The 19,566-nt window shown below is 38.5% G+C and carries 20 protein-coding genes; 8 read left to right on the top strand and 12 right to left on the bottom strand.

All coding sequences use genetic code 11. The features are described from left to right. Nucleotides 1-66: 66 nt before the first annotated feature. Nucleotides 67-1,011 (bottom strand): alpha/beta hydrolase, encoded by a 945-nt coding sequence (locus F886_RS15095; RefSeq protein WP_005307021.1) that lies wholly within the window; start codon nucleotides 1,009-1,011, stop codon nucleotides 67-69. Nucleotides 1,012-1,195: 184 nt separating this feature from the next. On the opposite strand from F886_RS15095, the gene pheA reads away from it, so the two are divergent. From pheA to F886_RS15075, 4 genes are all read left to right on the top strand, one after another. Beyond that, nucleotides 1,196-2,305 carry a prephenate dehydratase gene (gene pheA / locus F886_RS15090; RefSeq protein WP_003650703.1) on the top strand — a complete coding sequence of 370 codons (1,110 nt, stop codon included), beginning with the start codon at nucleotides 1,196-1,198 and terminating at the stop codon, nucleotides 2,303-2,305. A 107-nt stretch (nucleotides 2,306-2,412) separates the two neighbouring features. Further along, the gene (locus tag F886_RS15085; protein ID WP_005307018.1) at nucleotides 2,413-4,659 is read left to right on the top strand and encodes a bifunctional prephenate dehydrogenase/3-phosphoshikimate 1-carboxyvinyltransferase; all 2,247 of its coding nucleotides are present in this window, start codon (nucleotides 2,413-2,415) and stop codon (nucleotides 4,657-4,659) included. 127 nt (nucleotides 4,660-4,786) lie between these two features. After that, nucleotides 4,787-5,170: a hypothetical protein gene (locus F886_RS15080; RefSeq protein ID WP_005068294.1), complete on the top strand. Its 384-nt coding sequence runs from the start codon at nucleotides 4,787-4,789 to the stop codon at nucleotides 5,168-5,170. 170 nt (nucleotides 5,171-5,340) lie between these two features. Beyond that, nucleotides 5,341-6,801: an aminoacyl-histidine dipeptidase gene (locus F886_RS15075; protein WP_005307015.1), complete on the top strand. Its 1,461-nt coding sequence runs from the start codon at nucleotides 5,341-5,343 to the stop codon at nucleotides 6,799-6,801. Between the two features lie 19 nt (nucleotides 6,802-6,820). On the opposite strand, the gene rtcA is transcribed toward F886_RS15075, so the two are convergent. The 5 genes from rtcA to F886_RS15050 all read right to left on the bottom strand — a co-directional run bounded on the left by rtcA (nucleotide 6,821) and on the right by F886_RS15050 (nucleotide 11,496). Next, nucleotides 6,821-7,882 (bottom strand): RNA 3'-terminal phosphate cyclase, encoded by a 1,062-nt coding sequence (gene rtcA / locus F886_RS15070; protein WP_005307012.1) that lies wholly within the window; start codon nucleotides 7,880-7,882, stop codon nucleotides 6,821-6,823. Nucleotides 7,883-8,141: 259 nt separating this feature from the next. Next, entirely contained in the window at nucleotides 8,142-8,600 is a 459-nt protein-coding gene (locus F886_RS15065) for a DIP1984 family protein (protein ID WP_005073494.1), read from the bottom strand. A gap of 12 nt (nucleotides 8,601-8,612) precedes the next feature. After that, a complete protein-coding gene (locus F886_RS15060; protein WP_005307009.1) occupies nucleotides 8,613-8,996 on the bottom strand; it encodes a DUF7684 family protein in 384 nt (127 codons plus the stop codon). 2 nt (nucleotides 8,997-8,998) lie between these two features. After that, nucleotides 8,999-10,267 carry an RtcB family protein gene (locus F886_RS15055; protein ID WP_005307006.1) on the bottom strand — a complete coding sequence of 423 codons (1,269 nt, stop codon included), beginning with the start codon at nucleotides 10,265-10,267 and terminating at the stop codon, nucleotides 8,999-9,001. Between the two features lie 254 nt (nucleotides 10,268-10,521). Continuing rightward, complete coding sequence (locus F886_RS15050) at nucleotides 10,522-11,496, bottom strand: ribonuclease Z (protein WP_005307003.1); 975 nt, start codon at nucleotides 11,494-11,496, stop codon at nucleotides 10,522-10,524. 67 nt (nucleotides 11,497-11,563) lie between these two features. Between F886_RS15050 and rtcR the strand changes: the two genes are divergently transcribed. Continuing rightward, nucleotides 11,564-13,162 (top strand): RNA repair transcriptional activator RtcR, encoded by a 1,599-nt coding sequence (gene rtcR, locus F886_RS15045; protein WP_005307000.1) that lies wholly within the window; start codon nucleotides 11,564-11,566, stop codon nucleotides 13,160-13,162. A 58-nt stretch (nucleotides 13,163-13,220) separates the two neighbouring features. Here rtcR and F886_RS15040 read toward each other — a convergent pair whose 3' ends face one another. Then, on the bottom strand, nucleotides 13,221-13,853 hold the full coding sequence (locus F886_RS15040) for an alpha/beta hydrolase (protein ID WP_005306997.1): 633 nt from the start codon (nucleotides 13,851-13,853) through the stop codon (nucleotides 13,221-13,223). Between the two features lie 125 nt (nucleotides 13,854-13,978). Between F886_RS15040 and yaaA the strand changes: the two genes are divergently transcribed. After that, entirely contained in the window at nucleotides 13,979-14,758 is a 780-nt protein-coding gene (gene yaaA / locus F886_RS15035; protein ID WP_005306994.1) for a peroxide stress protein YaaA, read from the top strand. A 198-nt stretch (nucleotides 14,759-14,956) separates the two neighbouring features. Here yaaA and F886_RS15030 read toward each other — a convergent pair whose 3' ends face one another. The 5 genes from F886_RS15030 to F886_RS15010 form a co-directional block, all read right to left on the bottom strand. Beyond that, the gene (locus F886_RS15030; protein ID WP_001154366.1) at nucleotides 14,957-15,742 is read right to left on the bottom strand and encodes a thiazole synthase; all 786 of its coding nucleotides are present in this window, start codon (nucleotides 15,740-15,742) and stop codon (nucleotides 14,957-14,959) included. Nucleotides 15,743-15,755: 13 nt separating this feature from the next. After that, complete coding sequence (thiS, locus tag F886_RS15025; protein WP_004791249.1) at nucleotides 15,756-15,953, bottom strand: sulfur carrier protein ThiS; 198 nt, start codon at nucleotides 15,951-15,953, stop codon at nucleotides 15,756-15,758. Between the two features lie 13 nt (nucleotides 15,954-15,966). After that, nucleotides 15,967-16,332 (bottom strand): DUF423 domain-containing protein, encoded by a 366-nt coding sequence (locus F886_RS15020; protein WP_004643452.1) that lies wholly within the window; start codon nucleotides 16,330-16,332, stop codon nucleotides 15,967-15,969. A gap of 112 nt (nucleotides 16,333-16,444) precedes the next feature. Beyond that, a complete protein-coding gene (gene rpoH, locus F886_RS15015; protein ID WP_004791254.1) occupies nucleotides 16,445-17,311 on the bottom strand; it encodes an RNA polymerase sigma factor RpoH in 867 nt (288 codons plus the stop codon). A gap of 133 nt (nucleotides 17,312-17,444) precedes the next feature. Next, nucleotides 17,445-17,690, bottom strand: a complete 246-nt coding sequence (locus tag F886_RS15010; RefSeq protein ID WP_004791256.1) for a sulfurtransferase TusA family protein — start codon at nucleotides 17,688-17,690, stop codon at nucleotides 17,445-17,447. Between the two features lie 375 nt (nucleotides 17,691-18,065). On the opposite strand from F886_RS15010, the gene F886_RS15005 reads away from it, so the two are divergent. Both F886_RS15005 and rhlB read left to right on the top strand, forming a co-directional pair. Further along, the gene (locus F886_RS15005; protein WP_000126912.1) at nucleotides 18,066-18,278 is read left to right on the top strand and encodes a cold-shock protein; all 213 of its coding nucleotides are present in this window, start codon (nucleotides 18,066-18,068) and stop codon (nucleotides 18,276-18,278) included. Nucleotides 18,279-18,381: 103 nt separating this feature from the next. Then, complete coding sequence (gene rhlB / locus F886_RS15000; RefSeq protein WP_004791258.1) at nucleotides 18,382-19,533, top strand: ATP-dependent RNA helicase RhlB; 1,152 nt, start codon at nucleotides 18,382-18,384, stop codon at nucleotides 19,531-19,533. Nucleotides 19,534-19,566: the final 33 nt, after the last annotated feature.

Here is a 19,566-nt window from a genome sequence, read left to right as displayed (position 1 = left end):
ATTCTCTCGATTAAGAGCTTTGTCTTTAAGAGGAGTGGAATGCTCCTCTTTTAATTTAAATGGGTTTTATTTAGTTGTTTGCTCTGTAGGCTCATCAAATAAAGATTTGCAGTTTTCTAAGTTTTGGCATGCAGCAAACATAAGTGCTTTCGGCAAACTCGCATACAAATTGGTAATATGTTGTTCAGCAGGGTTATAAAAATGCCAAGAAGTAAATTGATCTGAACGTTTATTTTCCAGAGCTTTAAAGAAATCTGTTTCGTTAAATTTATTATCAAGTTGAGTACGAGGTCCACCTTGCTCATGTGTACCGACCGTGGTCAAAAGCATCGTAGAATTGCTTTGTTTTTGACTTTGCCAATGATCTAACTTTTGAAATAACATGCCTTGGTCAAACCAAAGAGAAGGGCTTGCAGCAAAGTAACGCTGAAACGCATCTGGCTTTTGAAAAAAATGATAAAGAACCAATAAGCCGCCAAAAGAATGTCCATATAGGCTCTGTTGTTGACTATTAACTGGAAACTGTTTTGCAATTTCTGGTTTGAGTTCATCATTTAAAAAGTTGATGAATTTGTCAGCACCACCATATTTATATTTACCTTGTGCCTGAAATTCAGCAGAAGGTTTTGGTGTGTAATCATAAGCACGTTTTTGCACATCAAAAGTTTTTTGCTGCGGATAGCCAACCGCGACGATCATGAGCGGGTCTAGGCCTAATTTTGCTGAACCTGCACCAATTGACTGGGCAATATTGGCAGCACTTGGGAATGTTGCATTGCCATCTAATATATAAAGTACTGGATAACCATGTTGGGGTGGGGCAACGGGTGGTTTATAAATTTGAATAAGATAATCATGGCCTGTATTTTTAGATTTAATTTGAAATTGTGCCTGATTATTTTGAAAAACGATTTTTGATTGATTTTGTGTAGAAGTTTGAGCCAAAACAGAGCTGCTTATTAATGAGCTCAAAAGGAAACAGCAAGGTAAAAAGAAAAATGATTTATGCATAATGGGGAATAATAAAATTTATTATACAAATGATAAATGAAAATCATTATCAAATAAAGTAATTCAAGGAATGTGTGCAAAAAGGTTAATGAAAAAAGCTCTTACAGCCATATTGCCTAACAAATCAAAGCAGACTATTGTTATACTCTCGTTTAAAAGATGATTTTACTGAGGCTGCATTCTAATGATCAACGATGATCAAAACAAAACGACTTCTCTTAGTTTAGAACAAATTCGTGAAGATATTGATAGTGTAGATCAACAGATTCAAGAATTATTAAATCGCCGCGCAAGCCTTGCTGAAGCTGTTGCTAAAGCTAAATTTGCTTCCGAAGAGAATCCTTTGTTTTATCGTCCTGAACGTGAAGCGCAAGTCTTACGTAAAGTTATGGAGCGTAACCAAGGTCCTTTGTCTGATGTAACCATGGCACGTTTGTTCCGTGAAATTATGTCTGCTTGCCTTGCTTTAGAAGCGCCGCAAAGTATTGCATTTTTAGGGCCAGAAGGTACTTTTACTCAATCTGCTGTGCTTAAGCATTTTGGTAAAGATGCGGTTGTACGCCCGCTTCCAACGATTGATGAAGTCTTCCGTGAAGTGGAAGCAGGTAGTGCACATTACGGTGTAGTTCCAGTTGAGAACTCATCTGAAGGTGTTGTAAACCATACTTTAGATTGCTTTAAAACATCGAATTTAAATGTGATTGGTGAAGTTGAATTACGTATTCATCATCAATTTCTTGTTTCTGAAAATACACGTAAAGACAGTATTAAGCAGATTTATGCTCATCAGCAAACTTTGGCACAATGTCGCCAGTGGTTAGATGCACATTATCCGGGTGTTGAACGTGTTGCTTTAAACTCAAATGCAGAAGCTGCCCGCCGTATTCGCAACGAATGGCATTCAGCAGCAATTGCATCTGATATTGCAGCAGGCATGTATAACCTTGAAATCTTACATAGCAATATTGAAGATAATCCGGAAAATACCACGCGTTTCTTAGTGATTGGCCGTGAAAAAATTCCACAAAGCGGTAATGACAAAACATCGTTATTGATTTCAGCACACGACCGTGCGGGTGCTTTATTAGAAATTTTAGCACCATTTGCAAAACATAATATTAGCTTAACAAGTATTGAAACTCGTCCAGCATTACCTGAAAAGTGGGCATACGTATTCTTTATCGATTTAGAAGGTCATATCGAACAAGAGAATGTTGCTGCTGCGATTAATGATATTCGCCCAATGGTGAAAGAGATTCGTATTTTAGGTTCTTATCCTGCCGCTGTTCTGTAATCACTTATGTTGGAATAATGACATGCATCAAGGTAAGCATGTCATTATGCTTAAAAACAAATTGCTCAATGATTTAAATAACTTTGAGCAAAAGCAAAGTTGAAGTTATGTCACAACCCCTATTTAAAAAAGTTGCATTTATTGGTTTAGGACTCATCGGGTCGAGTTTAGCTCGTGTTATTGTTGCAGAAAAGTTGGCCACAACAGTTGTTGCATCTACACGCTCACAGAAAACTTTAGAAGATGCAAAATCACTTGGCTTAATACAAGAAGGATTTTCTGATCCTGTTGAAGCCGTGAAAGGGGCAGATTTAGTCGTTTTAGCCTTGCCAGTACGTGCTACGCAAAAAGTGCTTGAGCAGATTAAACCTTATTTGTCAGAAACCACAATTTTAACCGATGTGGGAAGTACAAAAGGTAATGTCGTTGATGCAGCAAAAGCTGTATTTGGTGAAAATTTACCAGCAGGTTTTGTACCGGGACACCCTATTGCAGGTAGTGAACACACGGGTGTTCATGCAGGTAAGGTTGATCTATTTGCAAATCACAAAGTAATTTTAACGCCGTTACCGACAAGTGCAGAATGGGCTGTTGATAAACTGATTCAACTTTGGTCAGCTGCTAAAGCTGAAGTCATTTGTATGGATGTTGCTAAGCATGATGAAGTGCTGGCACATACGAGTCATCTACCACATTTGATGGCATTTAATTTGGTCGAGCAACTTGCAAACCGTGAAGATAATCTTGATATTTTCCGTTATGCAGCAGGTGGTTTCCGTGACTTTTCAAGGATTGCGGCTAGTGATCCTCAAATGTGGCATGACATTTTCTTTGCCAATAAAACAGCAATATTAAATGCTGTAGATGGCTTCGAAAAGCAACTTACCGTACTTAGAAAATTGATTGAAAACGAAGATTCTCATGCATTAATGGGTTTACTCGGCCATGCTCAGGCAGCACGTCAGCATTTCAATCATATGTTAGCCAAAAAACCTTTAATGGAGAAAAATAAGGTGACACAGCAATTCAGTATCTTACCGGGAAATAAGGCTTTTAAAGGTAAATTTACCGTACCGGGTGACAAATCTGTGTCACATCGCTCCATTATGTTTGGTGCTATTGCCGAAGGCACGACTCATGTCACTGGCTTCCTCGAAGGTGAAGATGCTTTAGCAACTTTACAAGCTTTCCGTGATATGGGCGTAAGCATTGAAGGCCCTAAAAATGGTGAAGTGACCATTCATGGCGTGGGCATGCATGGCTTAAAAGCGCCAGCAAGTGCATTGTATATGGGTAACTCTGGTACAAGCATGCGTTTGCTTTCAGGCATGTTATCTGCACAAAAGTTTGATTCAGTGATGACAGGTGATGCATCACTTTCTAAACGTCCAATGGAGCGTATTGCTAAGCCCTTACGTTTAATGGGTGCGCAAATCCAGACAACAGGTGAGAAAGGTACACCACCTGTCAGCATTACGGGTAGCCAGCAATTAAAAGGCATTCAATACGATTTACCTATGGCATCTGCTCAAGTGAAGTCGGGTATTTTACTTGCTGGTTTGTGGGCTGAAGGTGAAACTTCGGTAACTGAACCAGAACCTACTCGTGACCATACAGAGCGCATGCTTCGTGCATTTGGTTATGACGTTAAAACTGAAGGCAATAAAATTTCACTCGTTGGTGGCGGTAAATTAGTAGGTACTGATATTCAGGTTCCATCAGACATTTCATCAGCTGCTTTCTTTATGGTGGGTGCTGCAATTACTGAGGGTTCCGATGTTGTTCTGGAAGCTGTAGGTATTAACCCAACACGTACTGGCGTAATTGAAATTTTAAAACAGATGGGTGCTGACCTGACCGTTGAAAATGAACGTATTGCTGGTGGCGAACCTATTGCTGATATTCATATTAAAGGTTCACGCACGCTTAAAGGTATTCATATGCCGGAAGACCAAGTACCTTTAGCAATTGATGAATTCCCAGCTTTATTTATTGCAGCAGCTTGTGCCGAAGGCCGAACGGTACTAACCGGTGCGGCAGAACTTCGTGTGAAAGAATCTGATCGTATTCAGGTTATGGCAGATGGCTTAAAAATCATGGGTATTGACTGCACGCCAACTGATGATGGCATCATTATCGAAGGTAAGGGTAAGTCAGGTGATTGGTCACCAATCTTTGCTGGTGGTGAAATTGAATCACATCATGACCACCGTATTGCTATGAGTTTTAGTATGGCGGGTCTTCGTAATTCTGGTCCGATTACAATTCAGGGTACTGAAACTGTGGCGACAAGCTTCCCAACTTTCACTGAGTTGGCGAATCGTGCAGGCTTAACAATCGAAGTTAGCCAATAACTTTTGACCTAACACATTTTATAATTGCTAACACAATAGCAACGGCAGCAGCGGGCTAAAGGCTTGGCTGCTGTTTGTTTATTGCTTATGCTAAGCGCAGATAATGATAAAAGTGTTAGGACAAAGGATGAAAAAATTACAATTTATTGCCAGTTGCCCACAACATGGGGTGCTTGATCATCCACCAAATGAATGCCATATCACTCAAGAATATGTAGCAGCTTTACTATTTAAACAATTGGGGCATTATGGTTTTGATGCACAGCACATTGTGCATGAGCATGAAAAGGTAGAAGTCAGTATAGATAATCATCTTTTACCCTTGTCTATTACTTGTCAAAAAACAGACCATGAAGGGCATTTGATGTGTGAAATTTCTGCCAATCCAGATGAAGAACAAGATTGGTTTGAAAAGATTGAAACACAAAGCATTATTCGTCAGCTTGCACAGGCAGTTGAAAATAGTTTGAAAGCTGATCATAGCTTTTCAGCATTTGAATGGAAGAACTAAGCATACGACTGTTAAGACTTATTCATGAAGTACGGCTTTTTAGAAAAGTCGTACAATCTCTTTAGATTAAAGATAAAAATACAAAATCTTTCCTGAAATTCCTACCTATCTTTAATGCATTGTGTATATTGAAATTATTAAGATATTTACATAATTAGAGTACGGTTTTCATGACACAAGTCAATATTGCAGCGTTATCTCCTCAAGTGGTTTGGCAGCATTTTCAAACACTTTGCACTATTCCTCGCCCTTCAAAGCATGAACAGCAGCTTCGTGAATTTTTACAAAACTGGGCTGAAAGTCGAAATTTAGAAACTTACGTAGATGAAGTGGGGAATTTGATAATCCGTAAGAATGCGACTGCGGGTAAAGAACATGTACCTGGAGTCATTCTGCAAGGCCATTTAGATATGGTCACACAAGCCAACACTGGCACAGTACACGACTTCTTTAAAGACCCGATTCGCCCAGTTCTTGAAGACGGCTGGTTAATTGCTAAAGACACTACTTTAGGTGCTGATAATGGCATTGGGGTAGCATTGGCTTTGGCAGTTTTAGATTCAAATGATATTGCTCATGGGCCAATTGAAGTTCTTCTAACTGTTGATGAAGAAGCGGGTATGAGTGGTGCACGGCTTTTACAGGCAGGTGTGTTAAAAGGGAAATGGTTATTTAATATTGATACAGAAGAGTGGGGCGAGTTATATCTCGGTTGTGCTGGCAGTATTGATGTTGAAGTAGAACAGCCACTCACATATGAGACAATTCCTGAAAATTTGACGGTAGTGAATATTCAGGTTGCTGGCCTTAAAGGTGGCCATTCTGGTGTAGATATTCATTTAGGACGTGGCAATGCCAACGTTATTCTGGCCCGCTTTTTAAATGAGTATTTAGCAAAGCTTAGTGGACGACTTGTTGAGTTTACAGGTGGTACAGCTCGTAATGCTTTACCTCGAGAAGCAGTCGCAACTATTGTAATTTCGCCTAACCAATTACATGAACTAGAAAAATTACTTGCTGAATATCAAACAGCATGGAAAGAACAGCTACAAGGTATTGATGACAATCTGCAATTAAGTATTCAACTGAATAGCACTGAAGTAACCGAAGTCATTACTCATCAACAGCAAAATGAATGGTTACAAGCTTTGGCAACAAGTCCATATGGTGTTGAAAGTATGAGTCAAGCTCTACCCGATGTAGTTGAGACTTCAAATAATATTGGGGTTGTAAAACTAAATCGGGAGGGCGGAAAAGCTGTCTTAATGGTTCGCTCAATGGTGAACCAAGAAGCTCAAGACTTTGCAGAAAAAATTCAGGCACATTTTAGTCAATTTAATATTAGCTCTACACTCACGCCGTTGGTTTCGGGATGGACGCCAAACCCAGATTCAGCGGCTTTAAAGTGCTTACAGCAAGCCTATCAAAAGGCATTTAACATTGAACCAAATCTTAAAGTGATTCATGCAGGCTTGGAGTGCGGGATTATTGCTGAACATTATCCAGATTTACAGATGGTATCGTTTGGACCGGATATTCAGGGAGCACATGCCCCGGGTGAGCGAGTTAAAGTAGATACTGTAGAAAAGTGCTGGAAGTTATTGGTGACAGCTTTGGCATCTGTAGAGTAATTTTTTAGGTTTAAGAAGCTCAGTCATGAGCCTCTTGAACTTTAACCTTTACATGAAAATGATCTGGATTTAACTCGACAAATTCGATTTCACAATCAATAAATTTTTCAATCATGGTTGCTTGAGTACGAGTGTGTTCGCTAATACATTGTGCGGTGAATTCACCACCTTGACCTAAAGCTAAAGGTAGAAGCAATTGATCTGCCAAATACTCATCTACAACAGCCTGTGAAGATAAATATAGCTTTACATCTTTTGCTAAGTGATCAGCTATTTGCTCCGCACTTTTGCGCATTTCACCTAAAGCTGTAAAAAGTTGAGTGTGATATTGATGAGCAACTTTCACATACATTGTATTGCCTTGGCTAACTCCATTTAAATGAAATTGCTGCTGAGAGCTTAAGTTTAGTTTTTTACTTAATGTGGTTAATTCACGTTGTGCTATCTGTGCTTCTTCTGAAAGATTTAATACAGCTGCAAAAGCTTCATTGCCTTGCAAAGCACCACGATCTAATAAATTTAAGCTGTTTCGATCTTGCCATGGCTGAACAGTAATCTGAATTTCACCAGCACCAATTGGAAAAAAGCCAGCTTTATTTAATCTAAAATCGACGTTAATTCCAATCTTCGCTAGAGCAGGTAAAAAGCAGTGTTCAATAAAATCTGCTGTTGGTGCAAGTGGATTATGTGTACCCCCTGAAATGGTGAGTTCGGTAGCTTCATTTTGTAATAACAAAACAGGTAGAAGCGTTTGTAGAACCAGTGTTGTACTACCCGCAGAACCGATTTGAAATTGATATTTACCACTTTGAACATGCTGAGGTGCGAAATATAAACGTTGGCTATGTAATTCAGCACCTTCCACATAGGCTTGGCTAATTTGTTGAGATGCCTGTACACAGACCAAATGCTGGCGCATTAAACCTGGTTTTTTACGTCCTGCACGTATATTAATTAATTCAAAGGGCTGACCTGTAATCATTGAGAGGGCAAGGGCGGTTCTTAAAATCTGTCCACCGCCTTCACCTTGTGAACCATCAATTTGGATGGTTTTGGGCATATTTGCCAAAGCTTTATTCACTTCTGTTTTCCTTATTTTCTAATTTAATGAACATACTGTCAGTACATGGTAATGCGAAGTAACGTGTGACTTTGCTTTTGACAAAGGTTTACTAGGTGCATAGTGCTGAGCCTGATAAGTGAATATCGATGCACGGCTCACATGCTGCCATAGCCGCCTGAATTATTTTCAATCCCTCAGATCGGAGTAACGCAGGATCTTGTACTCACCCAGTATGTCCAAACTTTGATTGTGAAAATGATTTCACAAAATCTATTGTTTAATCGATTAGATCAATTTGCCAATTAGCAGCCTGAATTTTAACGTTTAAGTCACGGAGTTTCGCACTGATATCATCCGCCTGCTTTTGTAAGCTAGAAACAGGAATGACTTTCTTCCACTTAATTTCACGTGAGCTATAACGATCAGGTTCTCGATGTGTATTGGCAATCGCATCTATTAAAATCTTATGCTGTTCAGCATAACTATCGCGCAAGCTTAATAGGGACAACAATACTTTGCCATCTTCCAGTTTTGCTTGTGCATTGGTCAAATGAATACGACAAATCAATTGATTGCTTTCCTGAGTTAAAGCGAATACTTGTTTGATGAGCTCATTTGGATCTTCACTAGGTTCATCACCTTCTTGTACCAATACATTGGCATTAATTCGTTGTTTTAACGAAGCAAGCTTTTTTTGTTGATCGCTTCGAAGTAAAAGTGCTTCTGCGAGTTTCATTTTATTTACCTTTTATTCAATATGTACAATCACTAAGTTTGAAATATCTTCTAATTGCATAGTAGTTTTTGCACATTCAGTAATGTCTTCTAAAGTTTCATCTTCATGCCAAGTTGTCATAAAGCAATGATCGGCTGGTGGTTGATAGTTGTAAAAAACTAGATATGTTTCATCTAGGACATCATGCCAAATAGAACACTCATACCCTGTAACCATTGCTTGAAGACAATGTTTGGAATAGACAATCTGCTCACAAATCCAATTACGCCATTCAGGCAGAATTTGAGCGGTTTCCACCACTAAGATGATGTAATAGGGTTGCTCAGGTAGAATCAGATACTTTTCTTCATTTGCCCTGATTCTATAACTTCGAATATCTAAACTATCTTTTCCCATGATTAACCCTTAACACACACCACTTGTCGTAAGGTATACACCACTTCAACCAAATCGCTTTGAGCTTTCATTACATCTTCAATTGGTTTATATGCCGATGGAATTTCATCAATAACAGCAGCATCTTTACGGCATTCTACACCTTCAGTTTGTGCAATCTGATCTTCCACGGTAAAACGTCGTTTTGCTTCAGTGCGGCTCATAACACGGCCTGCACCATGCGAACATGAACAGAAAGATTCCTGATTTCCAAGCCCACGGACAATAAACGACTTCGCTCCCATTGAACCAGGAATAATTCCATATTCACCTAGACGCGCACGGACTGCACCTTTACGAGTGACCATTACTTCTTCACCGTAGTGTTCTTCCTTTTCCACATAGTTGTGGTGACAGTTCACTGCTTCCAAACGTGCCTGAAAAGGCTTTGGTACAATCGTAGCCAAGGCTTTAATCGCAGATTGCATCATGATTTCTCGGTTCTTCATCGCAAAGCGTTGAGCCCAACCTACAGCAAACCAGTAATCATCAAAGTGTTCAGTTCCTTCAACCAAGTATGCTAAATCTTTATTTGGTAAATTAATAAAATGCTTCTGCATATCTTTACGGGCAAGTTCGATAAAATGATTACCGATAGCATTTCCTACACCACGAGAACCTGAGTGCAACATAATCCAAACATGATCATGTTCATCTAAACAGATTTCTACAAAGTGGTTTCCAGTACCTAAAGTTCCCAAATGTTTGCGGTTGTTGGTGTTTTTTAAACGTGGGTGTTTTGCGCAAATATATTCAAAATCTGCAACCAGATCGGTCCAAGCTTGATCTACCATTTCTGGTGGAGTTTCCCATGACCCACGATCACGTCCGCGCTTAGTCATTCCATGTGGGATTAAACGTTCAAGTTCAGTACGTAGGGCATGTAAGTTATCTGGTAAATCTGAAGCAGTTAAGCTTGTACGGGTTGCCATCATTCCACAACCAATATCTACACCCACAGCAGCAGGAATAATTGCCCCTTTAGTTGGAATCACGCTACCAATAGTTGCTCCTAAACCGAAGTGTACATCTGGCATTACAGCCATCCACTTATAAATAAAAGGCATTTGAGCAGTTTGCAATAATTGTTGTTTTGAGTTGTCATCAACAAGCACGCCTTTAGTCCACATTTTGATTGGCATACTTTTTTCATTCTGCAGAACTTGATAAGAACGTTCTTGCTGCTTTTGTTCAAATTGAGCTTGTTGGTTAATTTCTTCAATGACAGACATTTTCTTTTCCTTTCAAAGCCTGCCTGCCAAGCGTTTGCAGGCAGGTGTTATTCACAAGATCCCAATGATGTTGTGTGCTTTGTACTATTGCACTGAGTGTGCCAACTTTTTAAAAATAATATAATTAAAATATAAGTCATTGAAAATAATATATAAAAATAATTAGTTTCTCAGTCTGACTAATTTCTTTTGGAAATTTTAATATTTAAAAGATATCCAAAAATATATTTAAATATCTTTTTGGATATATGTATTTAATAGGCCTTACCGTTTTTATCGACTTTAAAAAGCTGTCCAGCTTCATTTAAAGTAAATTCATCAAAATCATTGGCTAAATAAAAATGACCTTTATAAAGCTGGCGAACTTCTTCAGTAATAGCTTGCTGCCCAGCTTTATCCTGATGTCGGGGGCTAAAATGCGTCAGAATTAAATTACTTAAAGATTGCTGTTCTGCAAATTCAGCCACCATTTTTGCTGAGCTATGCATTGGACCTTTGCCGACTTTATCTAAAACCGTTTGCAAGTAAGTCGATTCGTGAATAAGGAGTTGAGCATCTTTGCAAGCATCAGCTAATAGTTCAGGTTGGTCATTATCACCACCTATAATTGCATGAACTTGTTGATTTTGAACTTTGATAAAGTCTTGAGCTTTTAAAGTTTGCCCCTCAAATTCAACATTGTAGCCTCGTTTTAAATGACCCCACATATCGCCTTGAGGTACGCCAAGCTGAGTTAGAGCTTGGGTATCTAACTTCTTCTGAATAGATTTGATATAAATGCTAAAAGCAAAACTTGGAACACGATGGCTTAGTGGGTGTGCTTGAACAATGAATTCATCAGTGATCTGTTGTGGTTGTATTGCTTCATTTACATCAATAAATTGCAGTGAGTAAGGTAGGTGTAAGTCAGTAAGCTGGGCAGTGATTTCAAACCATTGCTGAATTTCTTTCGGTGCAATCACGATTAATGGTTTGCTACGGGCATTCATGCCTGCACTTGCCAATAAACCAACTAGGCCATAACAATGGTCGCCGTGAACGTGTGTAATACAAATGGCAACTAGGTGTTGTAATGAAAGTTTGGCTTGTTGAACGCGGTGCTGTGTACCTTCGCCGGCATCAATTAAAATCCAGTCCTTATTTTTGCTGTTACGAACTGCTAATCCTGAAACATTACGTGTCAGGGTAGGTACACCCGAAGATGTGCCTAAAAAAGTAAAATGAAGCATATTCTTGGAATTTTTTGGTCAAATGCGTATTGTATATTATAGACACTTATAAAATTTTATAGAAATTATGGCGGATGCAAAGAAAACAGTCGTTATTGGCTTTGTCGGTTCTACACTTGATCAGGGAAGAAAGCCAGATCGATGGCAACGTTGGCGCCCTACGATTAGCTTGTTAATGCATGAAGATTTGCTTATAGATGAATTGGTACTGTTACATGATCGACAACATCATAATTTAGTTAAATCTATAGCAGCAGACACAAAAGAAATTTCTCCACAAACTCAGGTTTCTGGACATAAGGTTAGTATTAAAGATCCTTGGGATTTTGCTGAAGTTTATGGTGCACTCTATGATTTTGTAAAAACCTATCTGTTTGATGTCGAAAAAAATAACTATTTATTGCATATCACAACGGGAACGCATGTTGCTCAAATTTGTTGGTATTTATTGATAGATGCGCATTATTTACCAGCTCAACTTATCCAAAGTTCACCTAATCAACCAAAGACCCCAGAAGGTGAATATAGAATTATTGATCTGGATTTGTCTCGATACGATGTTTTAAAACAGCGATTCGATGATGAACAAAAACAAAATTGGCAACAACTTAAAGCAAATATTTCTACTCATAATAAAGCGTTTAATCAGCTTATTGAGGAAGTTGAATTAGTTGCAACCCGCTCTAGTGCGCCTATTTTAATTATGGGTGCAACAGGTGTTGGTAAGTCTCATTTGGCAAAACAGATTTTTCAATTAAAGAAAGATAAATTTCAATTAAGCGGTCGTTTTATCGATGTTAACTGTGCAACCTTACGTGGTGATAGTGCTATGTCGACCTTATTTGGTCACATAAAAGGTGCATTTACAGGAGCAGCTGCATCTCGCGCTGGTTTATTAAAAAGTGCTGACCAAGGCATTTTATTTTTAGATGAAATTGGTGAGTTAGGGCTTGATGAACAAGCAATGCTGCTAAAAGCACTAGAAGATAAAAGCTTTTTTCCTGTTGGGAGTGATAAAGAAATTCAAGCCGATTTTCAGTTGATTGCAGGTACTAACCGTGATTTGCGTAATGAGGTTCAAGCTGGCCGTTTTCGTGAAGATTTATGGGCTCGTTTGAATACGTGGACGTTCTTTTTACCCAATTTAAAAGACCGTGTAGAAGATATTGCACCCAATATTGATTTTGAGCTACAGCGTTTTGCTGCAATTCATCAAAGACAATTACGTTTTCAACGTGATGCTTTAGAAACATATTTAAAGTTTGCTAAATCAGTAGATGCATCATGGCAAGGAAATTTTAGAGATTTAGCAGCGAGCGTAACTCGTTTGGCAACTTTATCTCATGGTGAGTTAATTCGTCGTGAAGCTGTAGAAAAAGAAATTCAACGCCTAAAGCAACTTTGGATTACTCAGGATGAATCTTACAATGGTAAAAATACAGATATTTTGTTGAACTATTTGAGTCCTGAGCAGCTAGAACAAATAGATGAATTTGATCAGATTCAATTACGAGGTGTGCTCAAAGTCTGTGAAAATTCAAAATCAATGGCAGAGGCGGGAAGACAACTCTTTTCAGTATCTCGTCAACAACGTAATACAACGAACGATAGCGACCGAGTGAAAAAATATTTGGCCCGTTTTGGATTAAGTTGGAATAATTTTTAGCAGTTACAGTGCTCATAAGTGATGGACATAGACTCAATCTATGCCCATCACATACACTTTATTTCATGATAATAAAGCGTGTAATGATTTGACGAAGCTGTTTTAAATAACCTGTAAAGAAGTGATTAGCGCCCGGTAAAATCGTAATCGGATGCTTTTGGGGTTTTGCCCATGCAATTGCATCTGAAAGTAAGGTGATGTCATCTTGCTCACCATGGATGAGTAGGATATCACCTTGAATTTCAGGAGTTTTATAGTGGCGTAAACCTACTACAGTAGCCGTTGGTAAACCGCATAAAATTAACTGTATAGGTCGTAATTCTGGATCAAGCTGTGCAAAGCATTTTGCTAGAACATGTGAGCCGAAGCTGAAACCACCTGCATAAAATGGTAGGCCTTCATGAAGCTTACGAACATGTTCAATGACAGCTAAGATATCTTCAGTTTCACCATGGCCTTCATCATGAACGCCTTCACTGCCACCTAGGCCGCGGAAACTTGGGCGGTAAACAATGCAACCATATTCATTAAAGATTTGGGTTAAAAGGGCAGGGACTTTATGTTGAGGGGTTCCACCTTGCAATGGGTGCGGATGACAAACAACCGCAAAGCCTTTGATTTCACCTTCAGGGCGGTCAACGAAAAGTTCAATTTTACCTACTGGACCCTGGATGAAAGTTTGCTCAGACATATAAGAACCGCTAAATAACAATACGTGATGCTATTTTACCGATAGTCGTCATTGAAAACACGAGTTAGCATTAAAAAATATCTACTGTTATAGTTGGTATTAAGAATAATTTTTTCAGGTTATGTATGCTTGCTTTAATTTCTCCTGCAAAAACTTTGGATTATGAAACAGCGTTACCTACAGATGAGTTTACTCAGCCTCGCTTGTTAGAACACTCAGCACAATTAATTGATGTTAGCCGTAAACTTTCTGCTTCGGAAATTGCGAGTTTAATGAGTGTTAGTGAAAAAATTGCCACATTAAATGTAGACCGATTTAGGGATTGGAAGCCCGAATTTGATTTTTCAAATGCTCGTCAGGCAATTTATGCATTTAAAGGTGATGTCTATACGGGTTTAGATGCGTACCATTTAAAAGATAAAGATATTGATTTTGCACAGCAGCATTTGCGTATGCTCTCTGGTCTATATGGTTTGTTACGTCCTTTAGATTTAATGATGCCTTATCGTCTTGAGATGGGCACTAAATTAAAAAATACGCGTGGTCATAATTTGTATGAGTTCTGGGGTGAAATTATCACAAACCAGATTAATGAAGATTTGGCAGCAATAAATTCTGAATTACTTGTAAACTTAGCTTCAGATGAGTATTACAAATCGGTCAATGAAAAGAAAATTAAGGCTGAAATTGTTAAGCCTGTTTTTCTTGATCAGAAAAATGGTAAATATAAAGTCATTAGTTTCTATGCGAAAAAAGCACGTGGTTTAATGGCTCGTTTTATGATTGAAAACCAATTAAATAAAGCTGAGGATATTAAAGCGTTCAACACCGATGGATACTACTTTGATGTTGAGAGTTCATCAGCAAAAGAGTTGGTATTTAAGCGCGATGAGCAAGTGGCTTAGCCTTACTAAAGTTAAACTCTCGTAAGCGGTAACTATCGTGAGGTGGCATGGATGCCACCGTTTCGCTGTATTACATGGATGTAATATCAGCGAAACAAAAGATTTTTGTTACTTTTCATCTTTGAAAAGTAAAATGCCTATACAAGTTGCACTAAAGTTACAACGGTAATTAAAGGCTGTGTTCTTGCAAGAAATAGATTATTTAAAGAAATAACCTGTTTCTGGTGAGCTTGCATTTGCCATACGTTTACGTGGCATACGACCTGCTAAAAATGCTTCACGTCCAGCTTCAACAGCTTTCTTCATTGCAGAAGCCATCAAAATAGGGTTTTGAGCAGCTGCAATTGCTGTATTCATCAGCACACCATCACAACCAAGTTCCATAGCAATAGCTGCATCACTTGCTGTACCAACACCTGCATCTACCAAAACTGGTACTTTTGCATTTTCTTTAATAATTGAAATAGTGTGCGGGTTTAAAATACCTAAACCTGAACCAATTAGACTACCTAAAGGCATAATCGCGACACAGCCCATACTTTCAAGTTCTTGCGCAATGATCGGGTCATCAGAGGTATAGACCATAATCTCAAAACCGTCATCAATCAAAGTTCGAGCTGCTTTTAAAGTCTCGGTTACATTTGGATATAAGGTTTTTTCGTCGCCTAGAACTTCAAGTTTTACTAGGTTATGACCATCGAGTAGCTCACGCGCTAGCATACAAGTACGAACTGCGCTATCAGCATCAAAACAACCTGCGGTATTTGGCAAAATTGTATATTTTTCTGGTGGAATGACAGACAGTAAATTCGGTTGATCTGGATTTTGTCCAATATTCACACGGCGGATTGCGACAGTTACGATTTCTGCACCACTGGCTTGAATAGCTAAATCCGTTTCATTTAAGTCTTTATATTTGCCAGTTCCTACCAATAAACGAGATTGAAAAGAACGTGAACCAATAATGAGAGGGGTGTCTTGCATGGATAACTCCGACTTAGCCGCCGCCAACAGCGTGAATAATTTCGATACGGTCATGTTGAGCAATAGTGATTTGCTCTAATTTGCTTTTAGAAACGATTTGCTGATTGTGTTCGACAGCAAAGCGTTTTCCTTCAAGTGCCATTTCCTGAATAAGTTGCAACAGGTTTTGACAAGGCGTGTCCGTTAATTCGCCATTTAAATAAATTTGCATGATCACATTCCAATTATTTTGCGTATTTGAGGGCATTCCAAGCCAAAACGAGCCATCCAGCTATCATAAATGCTCCACCAATTGGGGTAATTGCCCCTAAAATTCTCGGTAATCCAAGTGCCATGATATAGAGTGAACCACAGAAAAATAAAATACCAATCTGAATCAATATGAATGGCAACTTAATAGGGAACGTCAGGATGACTTTGCTTAAAATACCAAGTGCTAGTAAGCCTAAAGCATGGTAGAAAAAGTAGTCGGTTGCAGTATGCCACCAAACAAGTTGCTCTGGACTCGCGTGAGCTTTAAGACCATGTGCTCCAAAAGCACCCAACATGACTGCAAAGGCAAGATTAAGGGCTGAAATGGCAATCCACATAACAAAAAACGCAAATGAATAATGAAAGGCAACGTTATCATAGATTGGGTTGGCTAAACATAGCCAGATAAAACAAAAGGGCTAAACGCCCTTTTATTTTTAAACTTATTTTTTAGCTTGCAGACATAGCAATTTTAATTTTTTCCATTGCATTCTTTTCAAGCTGGCGAATACGCTCTGCTGATACATTATATTCGGCTGCTAACTCGTGGAGAGTAGACTTGTCATCATCTAACCAACGACGTTGTAAAATATTACGCGAACGATCATCTAACTGATCCATTGCATCATGTAAAGCAGATGTACTTTGCTCTTCCCAGTCTTCATTTTCAACTAAACGAGCTGGATCATAGCGATTATCTTCAAGATATAATGCCGGTGCAGTATGCGGAGTGTCATCGTCGTCGTCGCCTTGAGCTTCGAAAGCAGCATCATAAGCGGTTAAACGACCTTCCATCTCCAGAACTTGTTCTGCAGTAACATTTAAGTCATTCGCAATCGATTGAGCTTCTTCGAGCGTTAATTTTTTACTCGATTTTTTTAAACTACGTAAATTGAAAAATAATTTACGTTGTGCTTTGGTCGTTGCAATTTTGACAATACGCCAGTTACGAATAACGTATTCGTGAATTTCTGCTTTAATCCAGTGGACGGCAAAAGATACAAGACGCACGCCCATATTTGGGTCGAAACGCTTCACGGCTTTCATTAAGCCTAAATTACCTTCTTGAATAAGGTCGCCTTGTGGTAGGCCATAACCTGCATAGCTGCGCGCAATGTGAACGACGAAACGTAAATGCGACATTACCAGCATTTTTGCGGCATCAAGATCTTGGTCATAATAATAACGTTCAGCAAGTTCTTTTTCTTGCTCGGCCGTTAAAATAGGAATCTGATTGACAGTACTGATATATGCACCAAGGTTTACACCGGGCGCAGACAATGACAGGGGCATCAATTGATTGCTGCTGTCACTCATGATTTCTCCTTGTAGGATCGGATGGGATAACCAATAAATTCATCTTAATTTGAATCAGCTTCATAATTAAGGAAAATTGGGTAGAGAAATGTAAAATTTTATGCAATTTCTAATCTTTTAGTTTATCAAAGAATCATTGAGTTTCAATTAAATAGTGAAATTCTCTTTCAGATATATGTGTTGTCTGACACATAAAATGATGTAAACCACAGTAACGAGTTACATCTATTTCACTATGAGGGTCAGAAGATTTTAATAAGAATAGCTGTTTACCTGATACTTTTTTGAGTTCGCGTTTTAGCATTAATAAAGGCATTGGACAGGGTTGGCCCAAAGCATTAATTTCAATGGGTGCTGTAGTAGAAGAAGTGTTGGTCATTCATCATCAAAACAACTAAAAAAATTATTCTAACAAATTTTTTTATAAATGCTGCACATTTTATAAAAGAAGAAACAAGCAATTACCTATAAAAAATATTGTAATAAGCTGTTTAAAAAAACGACTAAAAATACGGGGAATAATTGAAAAAAATTCTATTAATTGTCATAAACCCGTGGTAAGCTCGAACCGTTTTAAGATTTACCACACACTTAAATTGGTTTAAAAATCTTATAACAAATGGATGTAACCGGAAATTGTTGATAGTTTTACAGAATGATTACAAGCTTTAAGATTATAAATATTTTAAACACTTGTTTGCTCTGCTGTTTGCAACACCGGAAGGTCCTTTTTTCAACATCTGAGGATTGACTTATGACAGCTCGCGAACAAGGCGTAGTAAAGTGGTTTAACGACACTAAAGGTTTTGGCTTTATTCAACGTAACGGTGGTGATGACGTATTTGTTCATTTCCGCGCAATCGTTGGTGACGGTCACCGTTCTTTACGTGACGGCCAACGCGTAGAATTTAGTGTAGTACAAGGTCAAAAAGGTTTTCAAGCTGAAAACGTTCAGCCTTTAGACTAATTCATCTTTTTGATGAATCATGGACGCTCCAATTTTTGAATTGGGGCGTTTTTGTTTATAATGATCTTCTCATTAGAGAGATTGTTTGTTAGAGCACGTATTTATGACATCTGGTTTTGAAACCTTGAATTTACATCCGCAACTTAAAAAGGCGATTGATGCTTTAGGGTTTAAGCAAATGACCCCGATTCAGCAAAAGGTTTTAAAATATACGTTGGGCGGGCATGATGCGATTGGGAGAGCGCAAACAGGAACAGGTAAAACTGCTGCTTTCCTTATTAGTGTAATTAATGACTTGTTACATAACCCAATTCAAGAGCAGCGTTTTCGTGGTGAGCCACGTGCTTTGATTTTGGCGCCTACGCGTGAATTGGCATTGCAAATCGAAAGCGATGCAAAGTTACTCACAAAATTTTCAGATTTACACATCGTGACACTGTTGGGTGGCGTAGATTTCGATAAGCAAAAGAAACAGTTGGATGCTAATTTTGTCGACATCATCGTTGCCACTCCTGGGCGTCTAATTGATTTTGTAGAACAAAAAGAAGTTTGGCTCGATCAAATTGAATTTTTAGTCATCGATGAAGCTGACCGCTTATTGGACATGGGTTTTATTCCTTCTGTAAAACGTATTGTGCGTTATTCCCCACGTAAGGAACAACGCCAAACGCTCATGTTCTCGGCTACTTTTAGTTATGATGTACTTAATTTGGCAAGACAATGGTTGTTTGAACCAATCACTGTTGAGATTGAGCCTGAGCAAAAAACTAACAACGATGTTGAGCAGCGCGTTTATGTAGTTGCTAAACAAGATAAATATCGTTTGCTACAAGATATTTTACGTGAAGAGCCTATCGATAAAGTTATGATTTTTGCGAATCGACGTGATCAAGTACGCCGTCTTTATGATCATTTAAAGAGAGATGGATATCGGGTCGGTATGCTTTCAGGTGAAATTGCTCAAGATAAACGTTTAAAAATGTTAGAGCAGTTTAAGCAAGGTAAAAATAACGTCATGATCGCAACTGATGTTGCAGGCCGTGGTATTCATGTTGATGGCGTATCTCATGTGATCAACTATACTTTACCTGAGCAATCAGATGATTATGTACATCGCATTGGACGTACAGGTCGTGCTGGGTCACAAGGTGTAAGTATTAGTTTCTTATCTGAAGATGATGCTTTTTACTTGCCGGAAATTGAAAAAGCAATTGGTAAGAAATTACCATTAACCCGTCTAGACGGTTATTGCTAATAAAAAAATCCCAATCAACTGATTGGGATTTTT

The organism is Acinetobacter sp. NIPH 542 (assembly GCF_000369825.1).
Lineage (GTDB): Bacteria > Pseudomonadota > Gammaproteobacteria > Pseudomonadales > Moraxellaceae > Acinetobacter > Acinetobacter oleivorans.
Note: the sequence above shows the minus strand (reverse complement) of the source record. Positions and strands in the feature narration are given on the sequence as shown.

Excerpts from the sequence above, each read along its gene's own strand:
- F886_RS15055 (WP_005307006.1), bottom strand. The coding sequence starts at position 10,267 with ATGTCTGTCATTGAAGAAATTAACCAACAAGCTCAATTTGAACAAAAG.
- pheA (WP_003650703.1), top strand. The coding sequence starts at position 1,196 with ATGATCAACGATGATCAAAACAAAACGACTTCTCTTAGTTTAGAACAA.
- F886_RS15040 (WP_005306997.1), bottom strand. The coding sequence starts at position 13,853 with ATGTCTGAGCAAACTTTCATCCAGGGTCCAGTAGGTAAAATTGAACTT.
- F886_RS15060 (WP_005307009.1), bottom strand. The coding sequence starts at position 8,996 with ATGGGAAAAGATAGTTTAGATATTCGAAGTTATAGAATCAGGGCAAAT.
- rhlB (WP_004791258.1), top strand. The coding sequence starts at position 18,382 with ATGACATCTGGTTTTGAAACCTTGAATTTACATCCGCAACTTAAAAAG.
- F886_RS15095 (WP_005307021.1), bottom strand. The coding sequence starts at position 1,011 with ATGCATAAATCATTTTTCTTTTTACCTTGCTGTTTCCTTTTGAGCTCA.
- rpoH (WP_004791254.1), bottom strand. The coding sequence starts at position 17,311 with ATGAGTGACAGCAGCAATCAATTGATGCCCCTGTCATTGTCTGCGCCC.
- yaaA (WP_005306994.1), top strand. The coding sequence starts at position 13,979 with ATGCTTGCTTTAATTTCTCCTGCAAAAACTTTGGATTATGAAACAGCG.
- F886_RS15065 (WP_005073494.1), bottom strand. The coding sequence starts at position 8,600 with ATGAAACTCGCAGAAGCACTTTTACTTCGAAGCGATCAACAAAAAAAG.
- F886_RS15050 (WP_005307003.1), bottom strand. The coding sequence starts at position 11,496 with ATGCTTCATTTTACTTTTTTAGGCACATCTTCGGGTGTACCTACCCTG.
- F886_RS15080 (WP_005068294.1), top strand. The coding sequence starts at position 4,787 with ATGAAAAAATTACAATTTATTGCCAGTTGCCCACAACATGGGGTGCTT.
- F886_RS15075 (WP_005307015.1), top strand. The coding sequence starts at position 5,341 with ATGACACAAGTCAATATTGCAGCGTTATCTCCTCAAGTGGTTTGGCAG.
- rtcR (WP_005307000.1), top strand. The coding sequence starts at position 11,564 with ATGGCGGATGCAAAGAAAACAGTCGTTATTGGCTTTGTCGGTTCTACA.
- F886_RS15020 (WP_004643452.1), bottom strand. The coding sequence starts at position 16,332 with ATGTGGATTGCCATTTCAGCCCTTAATCTTGCCTTTGCAGTCATGTTG.
- F886_RS15085 (WP_005307018.1), top strand. The coding sequence starts at position 2,413 with ATGTCACAACCCCTATTTAAAAAAGTTGCATTTATTGGTTTAGGACTC.
- F886_RS15005 (WP_000126912.1), top strand. The coding sequence starts at position 18,066 with ATGACAGCTCGCGAACAAGGCGTAGTAAAGTGGTTTAACGACACTAAA.
- F886_RS15030 (WP_001154366.1), bottom strand. The coding sequence starts at position 15,742 with ATGCAAGACACCCCTCTCATTATTGGTTCACGTTCTTTTCAATCTCGT.
- thiS (WP_004791249.1), bottom strand. The coding sequence starts at position 15,953 with ATGCAAATTTATTTAAATGGCGAATTAACGGACACGCCTTGTCAAAAC.
- F886_RS15010 (WP_004791256.1), bottom strand. The coding sequence starts at position 17,690 with ATGACCAACACTTCTTCTACTACAGCACCCATTGAAATTAATGCTTTG.